Source organism: Variovorax brevis (genome assembly GCF_030317105.1).
GTDB lineage: Bacteria > Pseudomonadota > Gammaproteobacteria > Burkholderiales > Burkholderiaceae_C > Variovorax > Variovorax brevis.
This window is the reverse complement of the sequence record NZ_JASZYG010000002.1, coordinates 858,543-877,043: the sequence shown is the minus strand read 5'-3', so window position 1 is coordinate 877,043 and position 18,501 is coordinate 858,543. Positions and strand designations below refer to the sequence as shown.

The 18,501-nt window shown below is 66.7% G+C and carries 21 protein-coding genes; 2 read left to right on the top strand and 19 right to left on the bottom strand.

Annotation, left to right across the window (positions count from 1 at the left end; all coding sequences use genetic code 11):
- Positions 1-49: 49 nt before the first annotated feature.
- The 12 genes from QTI66_RS08705 to QTI66_RS08650 are packed head-to-tail and all read right to left on the bottom strand — an operon-like array spanning position 50 to position 10,619.
- Positions 50-1,192, bottom strand: a complete 1,143-nt coding sequence (locus QTI66_RS08705) for a hypothetical protein (protein WP_286558946.1) — start codon at positions 1,190-1,192, stop codon at positions 50-52.
- Positions 1,182-1,544: a LysM domain-containing protein gene (locus QTI66_RS08700; RefSeq protein ID WP_286558944.1), complete on the bottom strand. Its 363-nt coding sequence runs from the start codon at positions 1,542-1,544 to the stop codon at positions 1,182-1,184. The genes QTI66_RS08705 and QTI66_RS08700 overlap by 11 nt, the downstream gene beginning before the upstream one ends.
- Entirely contained in the window at positions 1,544-2,200 is a 657-nt protein-coding gene (locus tag QTI66_RS08695; protein WP_286558943.1) for a hypothetical protein, read from the bottom strand. The genes QTI66_RS08700 and QTI66_RS08695 overlap by 1 nt, the downstream gene beginning before the upstream one ends.
- An 18-nt stretch (positions 2,201-2,218) precedes the next feature.
- Positions 2,219-2,446, bottom strand: coding sequence for a hypothetical protein (locus tag QTI66_RS08690; protein ID WP_286558941.1), 228 nt, complete (start codon positions 2,444-2,446; stop codon positions 2,219-2,221).
- A gap of 20 nt (positions 2,447-2,466) precedes the next feature.
- Positions 2,467-3,372, bottom strand: a complete 906-nt coding sequence (locus QTI66_RS08685; RefSeq protein WP_286558939.1) for a hypothetical protein — start codon at positions 3,370-3,372, stop codon at positions 2,467-2,469.
- A gap of 34 nt (positions 3,373-3,406) precedes the next feature.
- The gene (locus QTI66_RS08680; RefSeq protein ID WP_286558938.1) at positions 3,407-3,679 is read right to left on the bottom strand and encodes a hypothetical protein; all 273 of its coding nucleotides are present in this window, start codon (positions 3,677-3,679) and stop codon (positions 3,407-3,409) included.
- Entirely contained in the window at positions 3,670-5,604 is a 1,935-nt protein-coding gene (locus QTI66_RS08675; RefSeq protein WP_286558935.1) for an ATP-binding protein, read from the bottom strand. The genes QTI66_RS08680 and QTI66_RS08675 overlap by 10 nt, the downstream gene beginning before the upstream one ends.
- On the bottom strand, positions 5,601-6,929 hold the full coding sequence (locus tag QTI66_RS08670; RefSeq protein WP_286558933.1) for a Pvc16 family protein: 1,329 nt from the start codon (positions 6,927-6,929) through the stop codon (positions 5,601-5,603). Before QTI66_RS08670 ends, QTI66_RS08675 begins: the two co-directional genes overlap by 4 nt.
- Entirely contained in the window at positions 6,926-7,699 is a 774-nt protein-coding gene (locus QTI66_RS08665; protein ID WP_286558931.1) for a hypothetical protein, read from the bottom strand. Before QTI66_RS08665 ends, QTI66_RS08670 begins: the two co-directional genes overlap by 4 nt.
- A complete protein-coding gene (locus tag QTI66_RS08660; RefSeq protein WP_286558929.1) occupies positions 7,696-8,409 on the bottom strand; it encodes a hypothetical protein in 714 nt (237 codons plus the stop codon). The genes QTI66_RS08665 and QTI66_RS08660 overlap by 4 nt, the downstream gene beginning before the upstream one ends.
- 12 nt (positions 8,410-8,421) lie before the next feature.
- A complete protein-coding gene (locus QTI66_RS08655; protein ID WP_286558928.1) occupies positions 8,422-8,949 on the bottom strand; it encodes a phage tail protein in 528 nt (175 codons plus the stop codon).
- Positions 8,950-8,984: 35 nt separating this feature from the next.
- On the bottom strand, positions 8,985-10,619 hold the full coding sequence (locus QTI66_RS08650) for a phage tail sheath family protein (RefSeq protein WP_286558927.1): 1,635 nt from the start codon (positions 10,617-10,619) through the stop codon (positions 8,985-8,987).
- A gap of 269 nt (positions 10,620-10,888) precedes the next feature.
- Here QTI66_RS08650 and QTI66_RS08645 point away from each other — a divergent pair, with 269 nt between their 5' ends.
- On the top strand, positions 10,889-11,560 hold the full coding sequence (locus QTI66_RS08645; RefSeq protein WP_286558926.1) for a nitroreductase: 672 nt from the start codon (positions 10,889-10,891) through the stop codon (positions 11,558-11,560).
- Between the two features lie 3 nt (positions 11,561-11,563).
- Here QTI66_RS08645 and dmeF read toward each other — a convergent pair whose 3' ends face one another.
- From dmeF to QTI66_RS08610, 7 genes are all read right to left on the bottom strand, one after another.
- Positions 11,564-12,538 carry a CDF family Co(II)/Ni(II) efflux transporter DmeF gene (gene dmeF, locus QTI66_RS08640; RefSeq protein ID WP_286558925.1) on the bottom strand — a complete coding sequence of 325 codons (975 nt, stop codon included), beginning with the start codon at positions 12,536-12,538 and terminating at the stop codon, positions 11,564-11,566.
- An 81-nt stretch (positions 12,539-12,619) separates the two neighbouring features.
- On the bottom strand, positions 12,620-13,039 hold the full coding sequence (locus QTI66_RS08635; protein WP_286558924.1) for a VOC family protein: 420 nt from the start codon (positions 13,037-13,039) through the stop codon (positions 12,620-12,622).
- 59 nt (positions 13,040-13,098) lie between these two features.
- The gene (locus QTI66_RS08630) at positions 13,099-13,410 is read right to left on the bottom strand and encodes a hypothetical protein (protein ID WP_286558923.1); all 312 of its coding nucleotides are present in this window, start codon (positions 13,408-13,410) and stop codon (positions 13,099-13,101) included.
- Between the two features lie 167 nt (positions 13,411-13,577).
- Positions 13,578-14,207, bottom strand: coding sequence for a GNAT family N-acetyltransferase (locus QTI66_RS08625; protein ID WP_353506184.1), 630 nt, complete (start codon positions 14,205-14,207; stop codon positions 13,578-13,580).
- A 56-nt stretch (positions 14,208-14,263) separates the two neighbouring features.
- Positions 14,264-15,178, bottom strand: coding sequence for a DMT family transporter (locus tag QTI66_RS08620; protein ID WP_286558921.1), 915 nt, complete (start codon positions 15,176-15,178; stop codon positions 14,264-14,266).
- A gap of 50 nt (positions 15,179-15,228) precedes the next feature.
- Entirely contained in the window at positions 15,229-15,915 is a 687-nt protein-coding gene (locus tag QTI66_RS08615; RefSeq protein WP_286558919.1) for a helix-turn-helix transcriptional regulator, read from the bottom strand.
- Between the two features lie 9 nt (positions 15,916-15,924).
- Positions 15,925-17,004 carry a GlxA family transcriptional regulator gene (locus QTI66_RS08610; protein ID WP_286558918.1) on the bottom strand — a complete coding sequence of 360 codons (1,080 nt, stop codon included), beginning with the start codon at positions 17,002-17,004 and terminating at the stop codon, positions 15,925-15,927.
- Between the two features lie 159 nt (positions 17,005-17,163).
- Between QTI66_RS08610 and QTI66_RS08605 the strand changes: the two genes are divergently transcribed.
- A complete protein-coding gene (locus QTI66_RS08605; RefSeq protein ID WP_286558917.1) occupies positions 17,164-18,489 on the top strand; it encodes a tetratricopeptide repeat protein in 1,326 nt (441 codons plus the stop codon).
- Positions 18,490-18,501: the final 12 nt, after the last annotated feature.

Below are 18,501 nucleotides of genomic sequence, written 5' to 3'. Positions count from 1 at the left end.
CTGCCCCCCGAGGGGGCGTGAACTTGCTTGGGGCGGCCCGGCGCTGCGTTCATACCGGCACCGTCGGAGTAATCGAAATCAACCCGTTGCGCGTCAAGCTGAACGACTGCTTGAACTCGCCATGCCTGAGGGTGCTCGTGACGCTCTCCACGTAGTAGAGCCCGTCATACGCCTGGCCCACGCCGCGCACGCCCACGAGCCCACGTGCCTTCAACATGCGGCCGTAGCGCAGCACGTTCAGGCTCCCCTGCCCCGTCACCGAGTCCTGCGACTTCTTGGCCTCGGCCAGTCCGCGCGAGATGGCCTGCATCGGGTTGAGCTTGGCCGTGTCCTTCAGGATCTTGATGTTGGCAATGGGCGTCGAGAGCACACCCAGCGGCGGCTGCAGCGGGTTGATGTTGGGAATCGGAATCGGAATGGGCACGCGCGTGAACTGGTTCTGGATGAACACGATCGGCAGCACGCCCTTGGTCGGGTCGAAGCTGAAGCTCAGCGCCTCGACATTCGTCATGGCGTCCATGTCCACGTTGAGCGCGGGCTGCGGAATGCCGATCTTGATCTCGGGCCCGAAGTACGCGATGTTGGTGCCCGGCGCCGGGCCCGGCTCGATGTAGAACACATAGCCCACGTCCTGCGCCAACTGCCGGATGTAGGCCAAGTCGGTGCCCTTTTGCGCCGGGATCTTGTCGATGGGAATCGGCACGTCCGGAAACAGGATCGGAATGGGCAGCGGGATGATGCCGAAGGGCGCGTACTTGGCGCACAGCAGCGCCACGCGCGCCTCGATGGGCATGGCGGGAAACGGCAGGCCGCTGAAGTCCTGCATGTCCATGACCTTGCTCACGTCTTCGCCCGTCACGGTGACCGAGCCGCTGCCGCCCGGGCTGCCGGACTGCACCTCGACGTTGGTCATCACGCCATCGAACAGCGGCTGCGGCGTGCCGTTCATGATGACGATGAGCATCACGCGCAGCGGCGGCGTCGCGATCGACGTGCTGTTGCCCGCCGCAATCAGGAAGATGGTGTTGAGCTCGGACTTGCTGCTGAACTTGAAGCTCATCTGGAAGCCGCTGGCCCCGGTGCCGGAGGTGCGCACCTCCACGCTTTCCAGCGCATCGAGCACCACGCGCGGCGCGGGCACCGGAATGATCGGCCCCATCAAGAGGCTCAGCTGAATGCCCTTAGCCAGCATCGCCCACTCCCGGCACGCCTTCGGGCAGCGTGATGTTGAGGGTGGCGCCCACCTGTTGCACCAGCGCCTCGGGCTGCATCGCGCCGTTGGCATCGGCGAGGCGCCACGATTGTTCGGGGTCGCCGAGGTAGCGATAGGCCAGGTTGTCGAGCCGGTCGCCCGCGACGATGGTCACGGCCTGCAGCAGCGCGAAGTTTTCCGGTGGTGGCAGGAAGCGGCGCTTGACGTAGACCACGGTGCGGCCGTCCGGCGTCGTGAGTTGCGTGGTCGCGATGCCGTAATAGCGGCTCGTTGGCGCAAAGCTCGGCGGCGTGAGCGCGTTGGCCTGCATGAAGGCTTGTACCGGGTCCATCAGCCGATCCCTCCGATGCCGAGCGTCGACAGGCTCGCGGGCGCCGCGCCGGATGCGAGGCGCTCCTTGTTCTGCAGGTAGGTCATGAAGAGGCTGCCGCCGCGCGAGTTGAATCCCAGGTCGTCGACCGACAGCGTGCGCAGGCCCAAGCCCACCTTGGCGCGAATCGGATTGAGCGACGGGTCGAAGGCCTCTTCGCTGATGCTGAACTCCGTCACCTTCACCGGCACGATGCGGTTTTTGCCCCACACGAAGAGCACCAGCGGCGCGAGCATGGGCGCGATCTCCAGCGTGCCGCTGTTGGCCTGCTGCTCGACCGAACGCAACTGCGCGGCCGTCGGATACACCAGCGACTCCAGCAGCGACAACTGCGGCTGGATGCCGAACTGCGTGGCGCCCGCGTTCTGGTCCGGAAACTCGAGCTGGTCGATGGCATCGATGTCCGCATCGAACTTGAAGGTCTCAACCGCCGGACCCTTGAAGCGCGAAGGCTCGGTGTGGTGCGCGTCGCTGCCTACCTCCTGCGACACCAGGCTGCGCGTGAGCGTGTTCGCGTTGTATTGCAGCGAGATGATGCGCTGTACCTTGGCCGTGTCCGGATCGACAAGCACCAGCCCGGCCTTGATGAGCTTGGGGGCGTTGGGGAAGCTGCTCACGGCGTGGTCCTCAACCGCTCATGCACCGACGCGAAGCTGCAGCACGTCACCCGTGGCCGCATCGAGTTCCACCTGCGCGTCGTAGTCCGTGCCCAGTTCGTCCGGCGGCGTCTCGTGCACGAAGGTGACGGTGATGCGTCCGCCCGATCGCCTGAGCTCGATGGGCGCGCCGGCCTGGCGCTTCACCTTGCCATCGATGGCCTTGCTGGCGATCTCGATGGCGCGGTCGTCTGTGATGTCGGTCATGTTGTTTGCCTTGCTGCCCTTCATGCGCGCTGGTTCGGGCCGGAGTGATAAAGCTGCGCGCTCGAATTGAGCGGATGGCCGCCCGGAATCGACGTGCCACCCGCCGGCGAGGCGACGTAGTCGTAGATGATTCCGACCACGTTCTTGCTGTTGTGAAAGCGGTCGTCCGCGCCGCTCGGGCCCACGTCGCGCGTGCCGGTGCGGTAGGTCATGGGCGTATGCGTGTGGAACAGGCCCACGGTGAAGGTCGTGCCGCTGTCCGCGGGCTTGGCGCCCGGCTGGGCGGCGCCCGTCTCGTCCGGCCCCACGGTGCGGCCCGTGAATGTCGGGGCGCAGGTGTAGCCGGAGTTGGCCGTGTCGTACTTGATCCAGAAGCCCTGCTCGCGCCGTGCGGTGCGCGTGGTCGCGGCCTTGGTCGCGGTCCATGCGGCGTCCATCGCTGCCGAGACGGTGGCATCGGCGGTGATTTGCGCGTACGTGGGGAAGGTGGGGGTTCCGGCGGCGACGGCTCCCGCTGCAGCACCCGCTGCGGCTGCGGCGGCTGCGCCCGCGGCAGCACCAGCGGCTGCGCCTGCTGCACCCGCTGCTGCGGCAGCCGCGGCGGCGCCGGCCGCGCTGCCGTCGTGCAGCATGTTCATGCTTGGCTCCGCGAGTGCGGACGACGACGTGCTGTCTCCGGTGGGCCTGGCCATAGGCCTCATGGCATACAGATCCGGACGGGCGCTCCACTGCGGCAAGCCGTGACCGCCACCCGTGCCACCTGCGTGCACGCCGATGCTGGAGAAGTCGTACGCGGGCCGCACACCGGCTCCCAGCGCGTGCTCCACATCGCTTGCCCCCGCGCCCGCGCCGCGCCGCACGGGCGGGCTGGTATAGGCGGCGGCGCCCGCATCCCCGGATCGCATCGAGACACCGGTTCGGTTCATGGTTTTCTCCCTGCAGTGACAGCAAATCGTGTGTTCATGGCTTCAGGCTCCTGGCGATGTCCCGCGCCACCTGCCGGCCCAATGCAGACGCCGACATGCCCGGCCCCATGCGCAACGGCGCAGGCGCAAGCCGTGCCACGTCGCCACGCGAGGCGATGCGTGCAGCCAGTTGCGCATCGGCCATGTGCGGGCCGAGTTGCAATGCGAGTTCCTGCTCCAGCGCCGCGGCCACGGCGTGGCGGTCTTCGGGCGGCAGGCCCGACAACACCAGCTTGTCGATGTGCACCACCAGGCGCGTCATACCCACCCCCGCGTTTCGGATTCGGTGATGGGCCGCTCGCGCTTGTTGCCCTCGTTGTGCGCGCCCCGCAGCACGTGCGCCATGCCGACCGCGCAGCCTTCTTCAGCGGCCAGGAAGGCGGCGTGCAGCGCGATGTTGCGGATGTTCCCGCCGGCCAGTTGCAGGCGAGCGAGCTTGGCGTAGTCGAGCGTCTGCAAGGGCGTGGCGGGCGGAAACACCTGGCGCCAGATCGCCTCGCGTTCGGCCTGGTCCGGGAACGGAAACTGCACGATGAAGCGAAGCCGCCGCTGGAAGGCCGGGTCCAGCGATGTCTTGAGGTTGGTCGTGAGGATGGCCAGCCCCTGGTAGGCCTCCATGCGCTGCAGCAGGTAGCTCACCTCGATGTTGGCGTAGCGGTCGTGGCTGTCCTTGACTTCACTGCGCTTGCCGAACAGGGCATCCGCCTCGTCGAAAAGCAGGATGGAGCCACCGCCTTCCGCGCCGTCGAACACGCGGCGCAGGTTCTTCTCGGTCTCGCCGATGTACTTGCTGACCACGGCGGACAGGTCGATGCGGTAGAGGTCGAGGTTCAACTCTTTGGCAAGCACCTCGGCGGCCATGGTCTTGCCGGTGCCGCTCTCGCCGGAGAACAAGGCGCTCACGCCAAGGCCGCGCGCGCTCTTGCCCGCAAAGCCCCACGCCTGGTAGACCTTGAGACGATGGCGCAGATGCGCGGCGATCTGGTGCAGCGTGTCGGTCTGTGCGGCCGGCAGGATGAGGTCGTCCCACGTCGCGGCGGCGTCGATGCGCTGGGCCAACTGATCGAGGCCGGGGCGCATGAGATCGCGGCAGCTGCGCCAGAGCAGCGCATCGGGTTTCGCATCTTGTGCGAGCAAGGGCGCGATCGAAGCGGCTTCGTCGGCGATCTGGCGGGCGCTGAGCCTGAACTGGCTGGCCGTTGCGTCCAGGGCGCCGTCCAGTGCATGCGCCTTGTCGCCCAGGGCCTGCGTCCACAGGCGCCTGCGCTCGGCGGCGTCGGGCTTGTCGACCTTGAAGAGCAGGCAGGCCCGTTCGCATGGCAAGGCCTGCCGTGCTGCTGCCACTAGCACGAGGCCGCCCACGCGATCCACAAAGCGACCGACGTGTGCAGGCACCGGTTCCTCGCTCACCCGCAGGAGCAGCGCGCCGGACAGCAGCGCCGCATCACGGCGCCACAGCACGGCCAGTTGTTCGAGGGCGTTGATGTCCCGTGGCAAGTCTTCGGCATGCAGCGCGTGGAGCGCGACGCCGAGCGTTGCGGCCGCCTGCGCGGCGACGTCGGCCTGTCCGCTGGCATCGTCGCCCACCAGCATCACCACCGGCGGCGCGGCGGCACGTTGACGCAGCGCGGTGACGACGGTGTCGGCGAGCTCGGCGTGGGGCTGGGCCATCACGGTCGGCGCTTGCTGCGCCTGCAGCAGCGGATGCAGGCGCGGGTCGATCTGGTTCACGCCGGCCAGGTAGTGCAGCACGCGCTCGTCCACGCGCACGCGACCGGACACCAGCGCCTCGTCGTCCTGCAACTCGATGAGCCGCCAGCGACGCAAGGGTCGCACGGGCGCCAGCGCGCTCCAGTGGGCATGGGGCAGGCTGGCCAGCGCCAGCGCAAAGCTGGCACCCGCGCGCGATGGCTGCGACGCCGATGCGCCAGCACACAACGCGGCAATGCGCGAATCCATTTCGGCACCTGCCGCCAGCAAGAGCACGTCGCGCTCGAAGGCGCTGAGGCCAAAGCCCGAGGCCACCACGTCGATGGCGGCCGGCGCGTGCATCTCGTTGCGCGCCGCATCGATGGCGGCGCGTGCGCAAGCATCGTCCTCGCCGCCGATCAGGCACTGGATGCGCGCGAACTCTGCTGCCAGCAGCCTCTGGTTTGCATCGCTCCACGCAAGGAATCGGTCCGGCGCGTTCATGTGAACTCCACCGTCTGGTCGAGGAAGGTGGGGCTGGCCGGTGGCGGCGCCGACAGGTCGATGATCGGGCTCTCGATGCCGTCGATGCGAAGGCGCGCCAGGTGCACGCCGACGGGCGCATCGGGAATCAGGAAGTCCAGCTCGGTGGTCGGCAGCGGCGCGGTCTGCGGGAGATATTCGCTTTGCCCCAGCACGAGCACGACGCTCTGGCCGGCGCGCAGCATGGGCAGGAACTGCAGCGTGAAGCTCGCCGCGCCGCTGGCGCTGCGGTTGACCACCGTGGGCAGGTTGCCCATCTGCGGCGCCAATGTCATCGCCACGCTGTTGGTCTGGCGCGGGTCGCTTTCTCCGGAGCGTGTGAGACGCGCGGCGACGCGGTACACGCCCACCGGCAAGTTCGCCGCCTGCGCCGGCGGCAGCACGAACCGGATCAGGCTCTGCGCGCCGTTGGCCGGCGGTGGCAGTGCGGGCAGCACCAGCTCAATCTCGTAGCGGTCATTGAACAGCACGACTTCGCGCCCCGTGCCTTCGAGGTCGTGCCCTTGCAGGTCGATGGTGTCGCCGATGCGCGCCACCGGCTGGCGCGCGGGTGGCGCCAGCGCTGTGAGCATCGGCAGCGGCGGGTCCAGCCCGGGATTGACGACGATGCCGCGATCGCGCCCTGTCGCCGTGTCGACCGGTCCGCGCGAGAGCACCGGCAGCGGCGAGCGCACCGGCTCGCTGGCTTCGATCAGCACCACCGACGCGGTGTACGCCGCACTCGGGCGCATGTTGCTTTGCGTGGCGGTCCACAGGTTGGACATCTCTTCGCTGTTGAGGAACTCGGGCGTGAGCTTGATGAGTTCCACCTGGTTCTCCAGCCCTGAATCGACCAGCGCCCGCAAGGCCGGCGGAAGCACGGTGCCCACGTTGGGCGACGGATCAAGCGCCGCGCGGATGGCGTCGCGCGTGAGCATGGGCATCTCGTGAATCAACTGCATGGCATAGCCCAGCAGGATCTCGGCATGCAGGTCGCCGCCGCTGTACGCCGACACGAGGTAGTGCAGGTTCAGCGCCAGCGGCGGATTGGAAAGCCGCGCACGACCCGAGCCGTCGCGCGAAGGGAAGCCTTCGTTGCGCCAGCCGAGGTTGGGCGAGACCATGTAGAGGAACAAATTGAGCTGCGAGCTTTCGTTGCCGTTGACGGGCACCACGCGGTCGGGCGAGAGTACGCTCACGGTGACGCTTGCGCCGAGCACACCCGCGACGTTGTGGTTGATGAGACCGTCGTTGAGCAGGTCGCGCAGGACGGCGGTCACGCCGGCGATGGCCAGGGCGGTGCTCATGAGCTGCCTCTCCTGCGCGCAAGGTAGGCATCGAGCGTCATCGGTGCGGGGATGGGTGACGGCTTGCGCGCGGCGGGCTGCGCGGGGCGCAGGGCCGTGACTTCGATGCGGCCGATGTGGACGTGGACCTCTGCGCCCTGCCCTTCGGTGGCGGGCGTTCTGGATGCGGCTTGTTGCCACGTGTCGCGTTGTGGGTTCGTGCGAAGGGCTGGTTGCGTTGCCTCGACCGCGGGGCGTGATGGCATCAACGGGGTCGGGCTGCGATGCATCGGCGCGACGGGTGTGGCGTCGGGGTGGTCGGCGGCGCGTTGATGAGGCTTCGCGGGTGCTTGTTGGACTGCGGCGGTTGTTGGCTGCTGCGCAGATGCGGCATCCGTCGATGGTGAATCGTCGATTCGGCCGAACATTGGTACGTGCTGCATCGCGGGCTGAGCGACTGACGGTCGAAGTGCTTGGGGCGCGTTAGGGGCGCGCACGGTCTGCGGTCCAGCGACATCCAACGCGGCGGGCTTGTCCGCTGCGCTGGCGGGCTTGGCAGCAGTCGCACGCTCGGCCGGCGAAGCCTTCGCCACCGGCGGCGCTGCACGACTGCGCGTCACTTCTCTCTGCGCCGCCGCCTTTTCATTCACTGCTGCTTCCACCTCTTGCCCCGCATCCGCGTTGTCATTCCACGGCAGCCCTGCACGCGCATTCGGCAAGCGCGCATCGGAACGCACCAGCACAGCCGTGCCCGATGCGCGTGCGGCCAGTCGATGCAGCAATCCGTTCATGCATCCACCATCGACAGGTAGGCCCCGCGGCGCGTGGGGGTGAGCGCGAGTATTTCTGCTTCGCTCCAGCCGTAGGCGCGCGCCAGCACGTTCACTTCGGCCAGCAGGCTTCGGGCACGTGCATCGATCTCGTCCCACAGCAGGGCCGATGCGTCGAGCTGCGCCGTGCTGTGCTGACCGCAGCTCTGGCATTGCACATCGAGCGCGATGTCGGCGTTGGGGTCGAGGCGCTCCAAGGCTTCCTCGGCCTGCGCCACCCATTCGTCCGGCCAGTCCTGCAACGTTGATGGTTCACCCAACGCCGCGCAGCGCGCCAGCAATTGACGCGCTGCATGCGCAGCATCGAGTTCATCAGCCACCGCAGCCAAGTCGCGCAGCGAAAGTGCACGCAGCCGCGTGCCGTGCAACTCGATGTCCCGCGCAGCTTCGTCATCGTCCGCGGCTTGCAAGACTTCGCTGGCGCGCAACGCGACCGACAAGCGCTCACCGCACGCACCGCAATCCACATGGCTGTGAATCGCCGCGCCAAAGCTCGCCTCGCGCAAGCTCAGCAGTTCCCGCGTGACCACACCCAGCGGCAGGTCGACGACGGTGTCAGGCGGCAGGTCGGGCCGGGCCCAGGCGCACAGCAGTGCGCCGCGATCGAGTGCGTGGCGTTGCGCGCCACTCTCCCAGAGCGCCAGAACATCGGCGGCTCGCAGCGAACGCATGGCGAAGCCCCATCAGTTCGCCGGCTCGGTGAAGCGAGGCTCCGAAGGCTCGACCACGTCGTAGTCGCGCTCCCAGCCTTCGTTTTCGAGCTTGATGGTCTGGATCGCGACGGCGTTGGCGTTGGCGTCCAGGTCAGGCAGCGCCTGGTATTCGGACACCCAGCAGCGATACACCTTGTACGCAATCACGAGCTGCCCGGCTTCGTTATAGACCTCGATGATCAGGTCCTTGCGGAAGTCCTTCAGCGACACCTCGGCACCCAGCCCCGAGCCGTAGTTCCAGACCTTGTTGGCCCACTTCTCGAACTCGGTGTCGTGCGTGACGCCGCGCTCCAGCGTGATGGGTTCGAACTTGGTGCGGCCCGGCAGCTTGCGCGTGCTCGATGGGTCGCCGCCCTCGCGGAACTCCACCATCTCGGTGCTGCGCTTGAGCGCGCCCACCTTCGAGATGCCCGCCACATAGCGGCCGTCCCACTTCACCCGGAATTTGAAGTTCTTGTACGGATCGAAGCGCTGCGCGTTGACGCTGAACTGTGCCATGACCTTGTCCCCTTGATTCTTGTTGGCTGGGTGTTTCAGGTGGCGATCTGGCCAGCCATCTGCTGGATCTGGACCACGACGAATTCGGCAGGCTTGAGCGGCGCAAAGCCGACGATGACGTTCAGGATGCCGAGGTTGATGTCGTTCTGCGTGGTCGTCTGGCTGTCGCACTTGACGAAGTACGCATCGCGCGGCGAGCTTCCCTGGAAGGCGCCCTGGCGGAACAGGCCCTGCATGAAGGCGCCGACGTTCAGCCGCACCTGCGCCCACAGCGGCTCGTCGTTGGGCTCGAAGACGACCCATTGCGTGCCACGGTAAAGGCTTTCTTCCAGGAACAGCGCGAGACGTCGCACCGGCAGGTACTTGTATTCGTCGGCGCTTTCGTCGGCGCCACGCAGCGTGCGCGCGCCCCACACCAGGCGGCCGTTGACGCCGAAGGAGCGCAGGCAGTTGATGCCCAGCGGATTGAGTTGTCCGTTCTCCAGGTCGTTCAGGTTGACCTGCAGGTCCTGCACGCCATCGAGCGTGGCGTCGAGACCTGCCGGCGCCTTCCACACGCCGCGTGCAACGTCGGTGCGTGCGATCACGCCCGCCACGATGCCGCAGGGCACGAAGGTGTCGACGCGGCTGTCGCGCAGCGGATCGACTTGGCGCACGCACGGAAAGTAGAGCGCTGCGTTGCGCGCTGCCGGTCCACTCAGGTTGAGGTCCACGCGCCCGTCGATGGCGTTGTCGATGGCCTGGTCGATGGACGACGCCCACACCGGATCAGGGTCGACCAGCAGCATCGCGCGGCGTTGCACGCACAGCGCCAGCGCTGCCTGGTACACAGCGGCCGAGGTCGGCGTGTAGCTCGAGGGCAGCGCACTCGAATCGCGCGCCAGCGGCGGGATGCACAGCAGGTTGAACAGGTCCGCGCGGTTGAGCGCATACATGCCCGTCTTCGCGGACTGCTCGCCGATCACGTCGTCGTCGTCGATGTCGGAGCCGTCGGCTCCCGAGTCGGCGTCGGCGTCGACCCATGTGATGGTGCGCTGCTGGCCCACCGTCGTCACGTTGGACGCAGGCCGGCTGGAAGGCATCGCGCCCTGCACGCGAACGTAGGCCGACTCGCGCTCGAGCACACGCGGCAGGAAGCGTGGATCGCCATCCACGGTGGAGACCGAGCTGAAGGTCTCGATGACGAACTCGTCGCGCCCCGCCCTCGGGCGATAGCGCACGGTGAGGTTGAAGCGTTGTTCGTTGGTCGAAGGCGGTGAGGTGCGCGGCAAGGAACGGTCGGTGTCGTAGTCAACCGCCGCGCTCAGCCCGTTGCCCCACTCGCCGACGCTGGTGGCTTCAAGCACCAGGTCCGCGGCCGGGCTGCCCGCGCCGGTGAGCGTGATGGTCGCCGCGGTCGCGTCTTCGTGCGCCACGCGAACGATGAGCGCGAGGCTGCCGCCGTTCATGTAGAAGTCGCGCACCGAATAGCTCATGGGGCTCGCCACGTCGAGCCCGCCGAAGCGGCGCTCGAAGTCGGCATAGCTGGTGAGCATGACGGGGTCGTTGGTCGGCCCTGCGGATGCGCGTCCGACGAAGGCCGTGATCGACGTCGCGACCCCGGTGATCGTGCGCACGCCGCTGGGAACTTCCTGGATGTAAACGCCGGGATAAGTCAATGCCGCTGGCATGTGTGCCTCCTGATTTATGACAACTTCGTCACGAATGACGCCGCCCTCTTGATCTGCGCACGCAGTCTGCGCGCGCAGCGTTGTGAATCAAATACGGCAAAAGTAATAGCGAGCGCAGACTTATGTGGGGGGCCATTCGGCAGCACTCGCATGTGTGCGCTGCGTGTGTGTCGTGCTTGTGTTGTGCATGCGCGCTTGCGCGTTCACCCCGCTTTCGAATCCATGAGACATTCGTCGCTCCACTCACATCCGATTGCCCGGAGCACCGCATGCAGGTTCATGAAGCCGTCACAAGCCGGCATTCCATTCGCGCTTTTCTTTCCACGCCCGTGCCCGTCGAAGCGATTCGCAAGGTGCTTGCACTCGCGGCGCGTGCAGCCTCGGGGGGCAACCTTCAGCCGTGGCACATCGACGTGTTGACCGGCGACGCACTCGCGCAGTTCAGGCAGACGATGCAACGCGAGCTGATGGCGGGACCACCCCAGCAGGCGAGCGAATACAACGTCTATCCGCCCGAGCTGCGTTCACCGTGGCGCGACCGGCGCTTCGAAGTGGGCGAAGCGATGTATGGACACCTTGGCATTCCGCGCGACGACAAGGCGGCGCGCAGGCGCTGGTTCGCCAACAACTTCAACTTCTTCGGAGCACCGCTCGCCCTCTTTTGCACGGTCGACAAGAGCATGGGCCCGCCGCAGTGGTCAGACCTCGGCATGTACCTTCAAACGGTGATGCTGCTGCTGCGCGAAGAAGGGCTCGACAGCTGCGCGCAGGAATGCTGGGCGCTGTACCCCGACACGGTTCGACAGGCGCTCAAGCTGCCCGATGAACGCATGCTCTTTTGCGGTATGGCCATTGGCTACCGCGATCCGGCGCATCCCGTGAACGCGCTGGTGTCGATCCGCGCGCCGCAGGAGGAGTGGCTGCGCTTTCACGGGGTGTGACTACTACTGCGCAGCCAATGGCTGAAGCCGATTGACCTCCACCGAGATATGCACCAGTTCTTCATGCACGCGAAGCTGTTGCTTGAAGTAGTCAGGGTCGACGGCATCGGCCGTGGCAAGCGACACGATGCAGGCGTATTGGCCCGCACTCACGCGCCAGACGTGCAGGTCGCACAGCGTCGCCTTGACCGGACTCGCCGCGATGACTTCGCGAATTTCTTCGGCCACCGGCGCATCCATCTCCGCATCGAGCAGGACCTTGCCTGATTCACGGATGAGCCGGTAGGCCCAGACCGCAACCAGCGCGGCGCCGGCGATGCCCATCACCGGGTCGAGCCACGCCGCGCCCAACAGCTTGCCGCCGAACAGCGCAACGATGGCCAGCACGGAAGTGGCGGCATCCGCGATCACGTGGACATAGGCGGATCGGAGATTGAGATCGTGAGGGTGGTGAGCCTCGCCGCCATGCGGATCGTGATGGCTTGCTTGGCCATGGGAATGGGAATGCGCATGCCCGTGGCGGCCTCCGCGAAGGAGCCATGCGCAAGCCAGGTTCACCGCCAAACCCACGATGCCGATGGCAATCGCCTCGTCGTAGTGAATGTCCGCGGGCACGATCAGCCGCTCCACCGACTGGAAGAGCATCAGCGCCGCAACCAGTGCCAGCAAGATGGCGCTGGTGTAGCCGCCGAGGATCTCGATCTTCCAGGTTCCAAAAGCAAACCTGCTGTCCGTGGCGTAGCGGCGCGCTGCCACATAGGCCACAACCGACAAGCCCAGCGCCAGGGCATGCGAGCTCATGTGCCAGCCGTCCGCCAGCAGGGCCATCGAGTTGAACACCCAACCGCCTGCGATCTCCGCGACCATCATGAAGGACGTGAGCACCACGGCCCATTTCGTGTTGCGCTCGGCCAGCGGATTGCCCTCGCTGAAGACGTGTGCGTGCTGCCAGCCGTTATTCATGATCGAGGTCTGCATCCGGTCGCTCCTGCCGTGCTCGCCGCCTTGCGCACTTGCTTCAAATCGCCGTGGGCCGCAGCGCGGTGGCCGCCCTTGAACTCAGGCTTTCTGATCGCCCGAGGGAATGGCGGCGGGGTCCATCCAGAAGGCCTCCCACACGTGGCCGTCGAGGTCGGCAAGATTGCGGTTGTACATGAAGCCAAGGTCTTGCCTGGGGTTGATGTCCGCCGTGCCGCCGTTCGCCGCGGCGGCTTCGTTCATGGCGTCAACCGCCTCGCGGTTGTCGCAGGCCAGGGCAAGCATCACTTCGCTGGACGTCGATGGCGGAATCGGGCGACTCGTGAAAGTGCGCCACTTGTCATGCGTGAGCAGCATGACGTGAATGGCCTCGCTCCACACCATGCACGCAGCCGTGTCATCCGTGAATTGGGCGTTGTTGCTGAAGCCAAGCGCCTTGTAGAAGGCCATCGACGCGGGGAGATCGGCAACGGGCAGGTTCACGAAGATCATGCGGGACATGGAATGGCTCCTTTGGGTTCGGATGGAATGCTGGCGGCGATCTTAGTGCCCGTTTGCAATCAGCGTCTGCGGCCCGGTTGCCTCATGGACTGGCGTCTCATGCTCCGCTCGCGCGCCATGTCCGCGGCAGAAGGCCGGGTGAAGTAGCGCCAGAGCGCACCCACCACCGAAAGGGCGAACAGACCCAGAAGGACGTAGATCACGAGGTCCGTGAGCCATGGGAAGTGGTCTTCGCCACTGCCGCCGCCACCGCCACCGCGGCGGCGAGCATGCGCCGACGTTGCCAGCAGACTCAAGACCGCAAAAGAGGCCACGCATTTCGAGGAAATTGATTGAGAGAATTGGATAGACAGGGCGGTGATGTTTCGCATGCTGCATCGATTGTTGATGCACGTGGCGTGAGTGCACACGCGCTTACGCTTTGAAAGCAGCTTCGTCGATTGCCTGTGTTGTGAAGAAGCCGCTATCGGCTGTTTAGCGTCGTGTTGAAGCAGGCGTCCTCCTGCCGTCCTTGAGGTATTCGACCGTGCACGTATCGTCAAGACCGCGCCGCAAGCCACTCCGCTTGCGACATGCGATACAGCACATGGCGTTGCAGCGGATGGCCATCCGGAACCAGCGGATGGTCGAAATCGTCCGCCGGATTTCTCACCATTCCGATCCTCTCCATCACCGCCTGGGACCGCTTGTTGGCCGGCACCGTCAGGGCCACGATCTCTGCGAGCCCGACGTTCTCAAATCCAAACCGAAGCGCCGCGTGAGCCGCTTCGCTGGCGAAGCCCTGCCCCCAATACGGGCGAGCAAGTCGCCATGCGATTTCCACGCAGGGCGTGAAGTGCGCCTGATAGGGTATGACCGTGATGCCCACGGTTCCGATGAAGTCGGCCAAACCCGGAACCTCCACAGCCCATCGCCCAAAGCCTTCACGCGCGAAGTGCTCACGAAAGCTCCGGATCTGCGCATCGCTTTGCTCACGACTCATCGGCCCGAGAAGAAACTCGGTGACTTCCGCATCAGCGTTGAGCGTTGCAAAGGGCGCCTCATCCTCCGGGCGCCAATCCCGCAGCAGCAACCGCGATGTTCGAAGTTCAGGGAAAGTTGTATGCATCACAGCGTCCGAAAGCCCGCCGATGGTATTCGCGTCAGGGCGCCCACGCGCGTCGATCACCCCTAAGCCCGGCATGCGATGCCCGCTGGGCGCTCTCCGCAAACGAAGCACCCGTTCTAAGACGCCGGCAACACAACGACCGTCGTCCGCATCTCCGCCCGCACCACCACCAGCACCCCCACAATCACCAACATCAAACCAACAAACGCAACCGGCGCAGGCTGCTCGCCCACCACCAGAATCGCCAACGCGAACGCCACGACCGGCTCACCCAAGGCCAGCGTGACACCCGTCGCCGCCGAGATGTGCCGCAGCGCCTGGCTGAACAGCAGGTACGCCACGCCCGCCGTCACGATGCCCACATAGCCCACCGCCCAAAGGTCAGCTGTGGACAACGCAGGCGCCCCACCCTCCATCCACGCCGCGGGCACCGCCAGCAGCGCCGCCACCGAGAACGCACGCAAGGTCACGTCGGCAGCCGAAGCGTTGCGCACGAGTTCCTTGTTCACCAGCGTGTACCCCGCATACGACAACCCTGAAATCAGGCACAGCACGATGCCCGACACGCTCGCCGCAGCGCCGCCCCCACCGCCCGACAGCGTCATCAACACGCCACCGACAACCGCCACGCCCGTTCCCGTCCACCACGCCCCACCTGGCGCCTGGCGCGTGATGGCCGCCTGCAGGATCCCCGCCCACAACGGCCCACTGCCCAGCGCCACGGCCGTGCCCAACGCCACGCCCGTCTGGCGCACGCCGGCAAAGAACGCCAGGTTGTAGACCGCCATGCAAACACCCGCACACAGTACGCCGGCCCACGGCAATCGGACGGCGGCACGCCCATCGTTTCCGCGCGGCTGCGTCGCCCACGCGTAGGCCGCGAAGAACAACGCCGCCACCACCAAGCGCAGCGCGCCGAACCAGCCCGCAGAAAGACTGCCGCCCGCAAAGGTCTGCGCCGTGCCCGTCGTGCCCCACAAGGCGGCGGCGCCCAGCACCATGGCGACGCCCGTTCCAGGATTTGTCTTCATGCCGCCATGGTGGGCCGGCGGCACGCGCAAACTGTCGAGAAACTCTCGTCCTACTTGCGGCCGCGCAAGGACCGCGCGCCCACGCCGCGCTCGCGGCGCAATGCATAGGTCAAGGCACTCGCGCTCGCATAGCCGACCTGCAACGCCACCGCCTCCAGCGACAAGCCCGCGCGCAGCAGACGCTCGGCCTCGTCCAGCCGCCGCTGCCGCACATAGGCAGCCGGCGCCAGCCCCGTGAGTTCGAGAAAACGCGCATGAAAGCGCTGCGGACTCAACTGGCAAAGCGCCGCCAGCCGCGCGGTGCTCCACTGCCCGTGAAGTTCGCCAGCGACGCTCGCGTCCAGCACAGCAAGGTCGATCGGCCGGCGCAGCAGCAGCGTGTCCGCGCCCGCAACTTCGTCGATGGCCGCGGACGCATCGAAGGCGCGACGCCGATCCTTCCAGTGCGGCGGTGGCACGAAGCGCCGCACGCGATCCAGCCCGGCGCGCACCGGACTGTCGATGACCAGCACGCTGGCCGGCGCCTGCGCCAGATAGCCATGCGCCACGCCCGCCGGCACGATGAGCGCACACGACGCATCGACCCACGAGGCCCGCCCGTCCAGTTCCAGCTGCAGGCGACCATTCAAGCCGATCAGCACCTGCGCATGCTCATGCACGTGCGCCCCGTATTCGCCCGCGTAGCGCCGCAGCGATGCGTCGGCTTGCAGGATGGGTCGATGCGGGGAGGAAGACATCGCCGCACTTTACGCAACCGCCATGGCGCGTTCAATGCGCGGGGTCTCACGCCCGAGCTTGCCATGCAGCGAAAGCGCGGCGCGCATGCCACCAAAGCGGCGCCGATACTGTGGCGCCGTCAGGTTCACTTGCCGAAGGAACAGCCTGCCGAAGTAGGCAGGATCGTCGTAGCCCACCTCCTGCGCGACAGCCGCCATCGGCAAGTCGCCGGTCTCCAATAGATGCTTGGCTTCCTCGATGCGCATCGTGTGCACATAGTCGAGCGGCGCCATGCCCGTTGCCGCCTTGAAGCGCCGCTGGAAGGAGCGCGGCGACAGCCCGCTGAGTTCGGTCATCGCCGCCACGGGCGCCGGGTCTGCATAGTGATCGGCGATCCAGGTCTGGCAGCGGCCGATCAGCGCGTCTTCGACCTGCGTCGAACGCGCGACGCGTGCAAAGGGTTGCTGGCCGACCTGGTGCCAGTCGATGAGGATCAGCCTCGCCACCTGCATGGCCGTCTCCACGTCCACGATGCGCGCGATGATGTAGAGCGCCAGGTCCATCCAAGAACTGCCGCCGCCGGCCATCACAAGTCGATGGCCCTCACCCGTGGTGATGAGCGCGCGCTTGGGCTGCACCCGCACCGCCGGATGGCGCTGCTGCATCGCATCGCAGTACGCCCAGTGCGTGGTTGCCTCGTGACCGTCGAGCAGGCCCGCTTCGGCCAGCAGCATGGCACCCGAACATGCGGAGGTCACCAGCGCCCCGTCGGCGTGGCACTGGCGCAGCCACGCGGTTTCCACGCGGAAGTTGCCGACATCCCGGTGGTCCGGCACCAGCAGCGATTCGGGCACGCACACCACTGTCGGCGAGCGGCATTCGGGCATCGCCATGTCGATGCGGATCGGCAGCTTGTTGCAGCCCGTCACCTGCTGGCCGTCCGCGGAGACGATGACCGGATCGAGCACCTCGCTGCCGTAGTGCCCGTTTACCACCCACGACCAGTCGCGGCCCGCGCACTTGAACATTTCGTACATGCCGTAGACAACGGATGCCGAACTCAACGGGGTCGCAACGATGGCGATCTGCGGTAGTGGAGCGTCCTTCATGGCCGATTTGTCAGTGTTGTTGCCGGAATGGCTTCGGGCCTTTTCGGGGGCCGGTCTTAGCCTCGGTGCACCGTCAAAAGCAGGGCGGCGCATTGGAAATGTTAGCGCTGCGGCATTCAACGGCAACTCATTCCACACACACTTTCGAAGGACTTCAAGATGACCCACACGCTCCGCGATGCGCACGGCGAATCGCTTTCGACCACCGACCATGATTCGGTCGCCGCCTACGACAAGACACTGGACCTGCTCAACAGCTACCGCATGGACCCGCTCGCCGTGCTGACGCCCGTGCTGCAACGCGACCCCGGATTTGTCTCCGGGCAATTGTTGATGGCCGGGCTCGCGCTCTCGACCTTCGATGCGCAACTGTTGGGCATGGCCAGGGACTGCGTCGCCGCCGCGGCCGCAAGCCCCCAGCGCGCGAACGAGCGCGAGAAGTCGCTGACGGCCGCACTCGCCGCATGGAGCACGGGTGACGCCCTGCGCGGCAACCAGTTGCTGGGCCGGCACCTGATCGACTATCCGCGCGACATCCTGGCCTTGCAGCTGGCGCACGTGGGCGACCTGCTGCTGGGCCAATCGTTCATGCTGCGCGATCGCATCGCGCGCTCGCTGACGCGCTGGAGTGCCGAAGACAAGGCCTACGGCTACGTTCTCGGTATGTACGCCTTCGGCCTGGAGGAGTGCAACGAGTACGCTCGAGCCGAAGCCGTCGGGCGCCGCGCCTTCGAGCTGCAATCGCACGACGCCTGGGGCGTGCATGCCGTGGCGCACGTGTACGAAATGCAGGGCCGCGTCGGCGAGGGCATCGACTGGCTGGAGGCGACACAACGGCACTGGGCGCGCGACAACGCCATGTCGATACACAACCATTGGCACCTGGCGCTGATGTACCTCCACACCGGCGACACCGATGGCGTTCTGGCCGTGTATGACAAGGCGATTGCGCCGACGCCCGAGACACTCGCGCTCAATCTCGACGATGCCAGCGCGCTGCTGTGGCGGCTGTCGCTGCGCAAGGTGAATGTCGGCAACCGCTGGCAAGCGCTCGCGGCGCGCTGGAAGACGCAGGCCGCTTGGGGTGCCATCGCGTTCAACGACGTGCACGCCATGATGGCGCTGGCCTCGGCCGGCGACGAGGCCACGGCGAGCGAAGGCATGAAGGCGATTGTCGAGTCGGCGCGCCTGAACCGGTCGCATGAATGGGGCGCGGTGGCCCTGCCCGCCGCACGCGCCATCCAGGCGTTTGCGGCCGGACGCTTCGGCCAGGCGACCGAACTGCTGTTGCCGCTGCTGGCCGCCAGTCAGTCGCTGGGCGGCAGCCATGCGCAGCGCGACCTGCTGCACCTCACGGGCATCGAAGCGGCTGCGCGTTCAGGCGACCGGGCGCTGGTGCGTGCGCTCAGCGACGAGCGCGCGGCGCGCAAGGTGCATCACACGACGAAGCCGTCGTCGCGTGTTGCGGAGGCAACCGCCGCGTGAGATGTGTTGAGG

What these genes read in the sequence shown, in the direction of transcription:
- QTI66_RS08675 (WP_286558935.1), bottom strand. Translation starts at nt 5,604, where the DNA reads ATGAACGCGCCGGACCGATTCCTTGCGTGGAGCGATGCAAACCAGAGG.
- QTI66_RS08685 (WP_286558939.1), bottom strand. Translation starts at nt 3,372, where the DNA reads ATGAACCGAACCGGTGTCTCGATGCGATCCGGGGATGCGGGCGCCGCC.
- QTI66_RS08705 (WP_286558946.1), bottom strand. Translation starts at nt 1,192, where the DNA reads ATGCTGGCTAAGGGCATTCAGCTGAGCCTCTTGATGGGGCCGATCATT.
- QTI66_RS08700 (WP_286558944.1), bottom strand. Translation starts at nt 1,544, where the DNA reads ATGGACCCGGTACAAGCCTTCATGCAGGCCAACGCGCTCACGCCGCCG.
- QTI66_RS08655 (WP_286558928.1), bottom strand. Translation starts at nt 8,949, where the DNA reads ATGGCACAGTTCAGCGTCAACGCGCAGCGCTTCGATCCGTACAAGAAC.
- QTI66_RS08670 (WP_286558933.1), bottom strand. Translation starts at nt 6,929, where the DNA reads ATGAGCACCGCCCTGGCCATCGCCGGCGTGACCGCCGTCCTGCGCGAC.
- QTI66_RS08650 (WP_286558927.1), bottom strand. Translation starts at nt 10,619, where the DNA reads ATGCCAGCGGCATTGACTTATCCCGGCGTTTACATCCAGGAAGTTCCC.
- QTI66_RS08645 (WP_286558926.1), top strand. Translation starts at nt 10,889, where the DNA reads ATGCAGGTTCATGAAGCCGTCACAAGCCGGCATTCCATTCGCGCTTTT.
- QTI66_RS08610 (WP_286558918.1), bottom strand. Translation starts at nt 17,004, where the DNA reads ATGAAGGACGCTCCACTACCGCAGATCGCCATCGTTGCGACCCCGTTG.
- QTI66_RS08630 (WP_286558923.1), bottom strand. Translation starts at nt 13,410, where the DNA reads ATGCGAAACATCACCGCCCTGTCTATCCAATTCTCTCAATCAATTTCC.
- QTI66_RS08660 (WP_286558929.1), bottom strand. Translation starts at nt 8,409, where the DNA reads ATGCGTTCGCTGCGAGCCGCCGATGTTCTGGCGCTCTGGGAGAGTGGC.
- QTI66_RS08635 (WP_286558924.1), bottom strand. Translation starts at nt 13,039, where the DNA reads ATGTCCCGCATGATCTTCGTGAACCTGCCCGTTGCCGATCTCCCCGCG.
- QTI66_RS08690 (WP_286558941.1), bottom strand. Translation starts at nt 2,446, where the DNA reads ATGACCGACATCACAGACGACCGCGCCATCGAGATCGCCAGCAAGGCC.
- QTI66_RS08620 (WP_286558921.1), bottom strand. Translation starts at nt 15,178, where the DNA reads ATGAAGACAAATCCTGGAACGGGCGTCGCCATGGTGCTGGGCGCCGCC.
- QTI66_RS08605 (WP_286558917.1), top strand. Translation starts at nt 17,164, where the DNA reads ATGACCCACACGCTCCGCGATGCGCACGGCGAATCGCTTTCGACCACC.
- QTI66_RS08665 (WP_286558931.1), bottom strand. Translation starts at nt 7,699, where the DNA reads ATGAACGGATTGCTGCATCGACTGGCCGCACGCGCATCGGGCACGGCT.
- QTI66_RS08615 (WP_286558919.1), bottom strand. Translation starts at nt 15,915, where the DNA reads ATGTCTTCCTCCCCGCATCGACCCATCCTGCAAGCCGACGCATCGCTG.
- dmeF (WP_286558925.1), bottom strand. Translation starts at nt 12,538, where the DNA reads ATGCAGACCTCGATCATGAATAACGGCTGGCAGCACGCACACGTCTTC.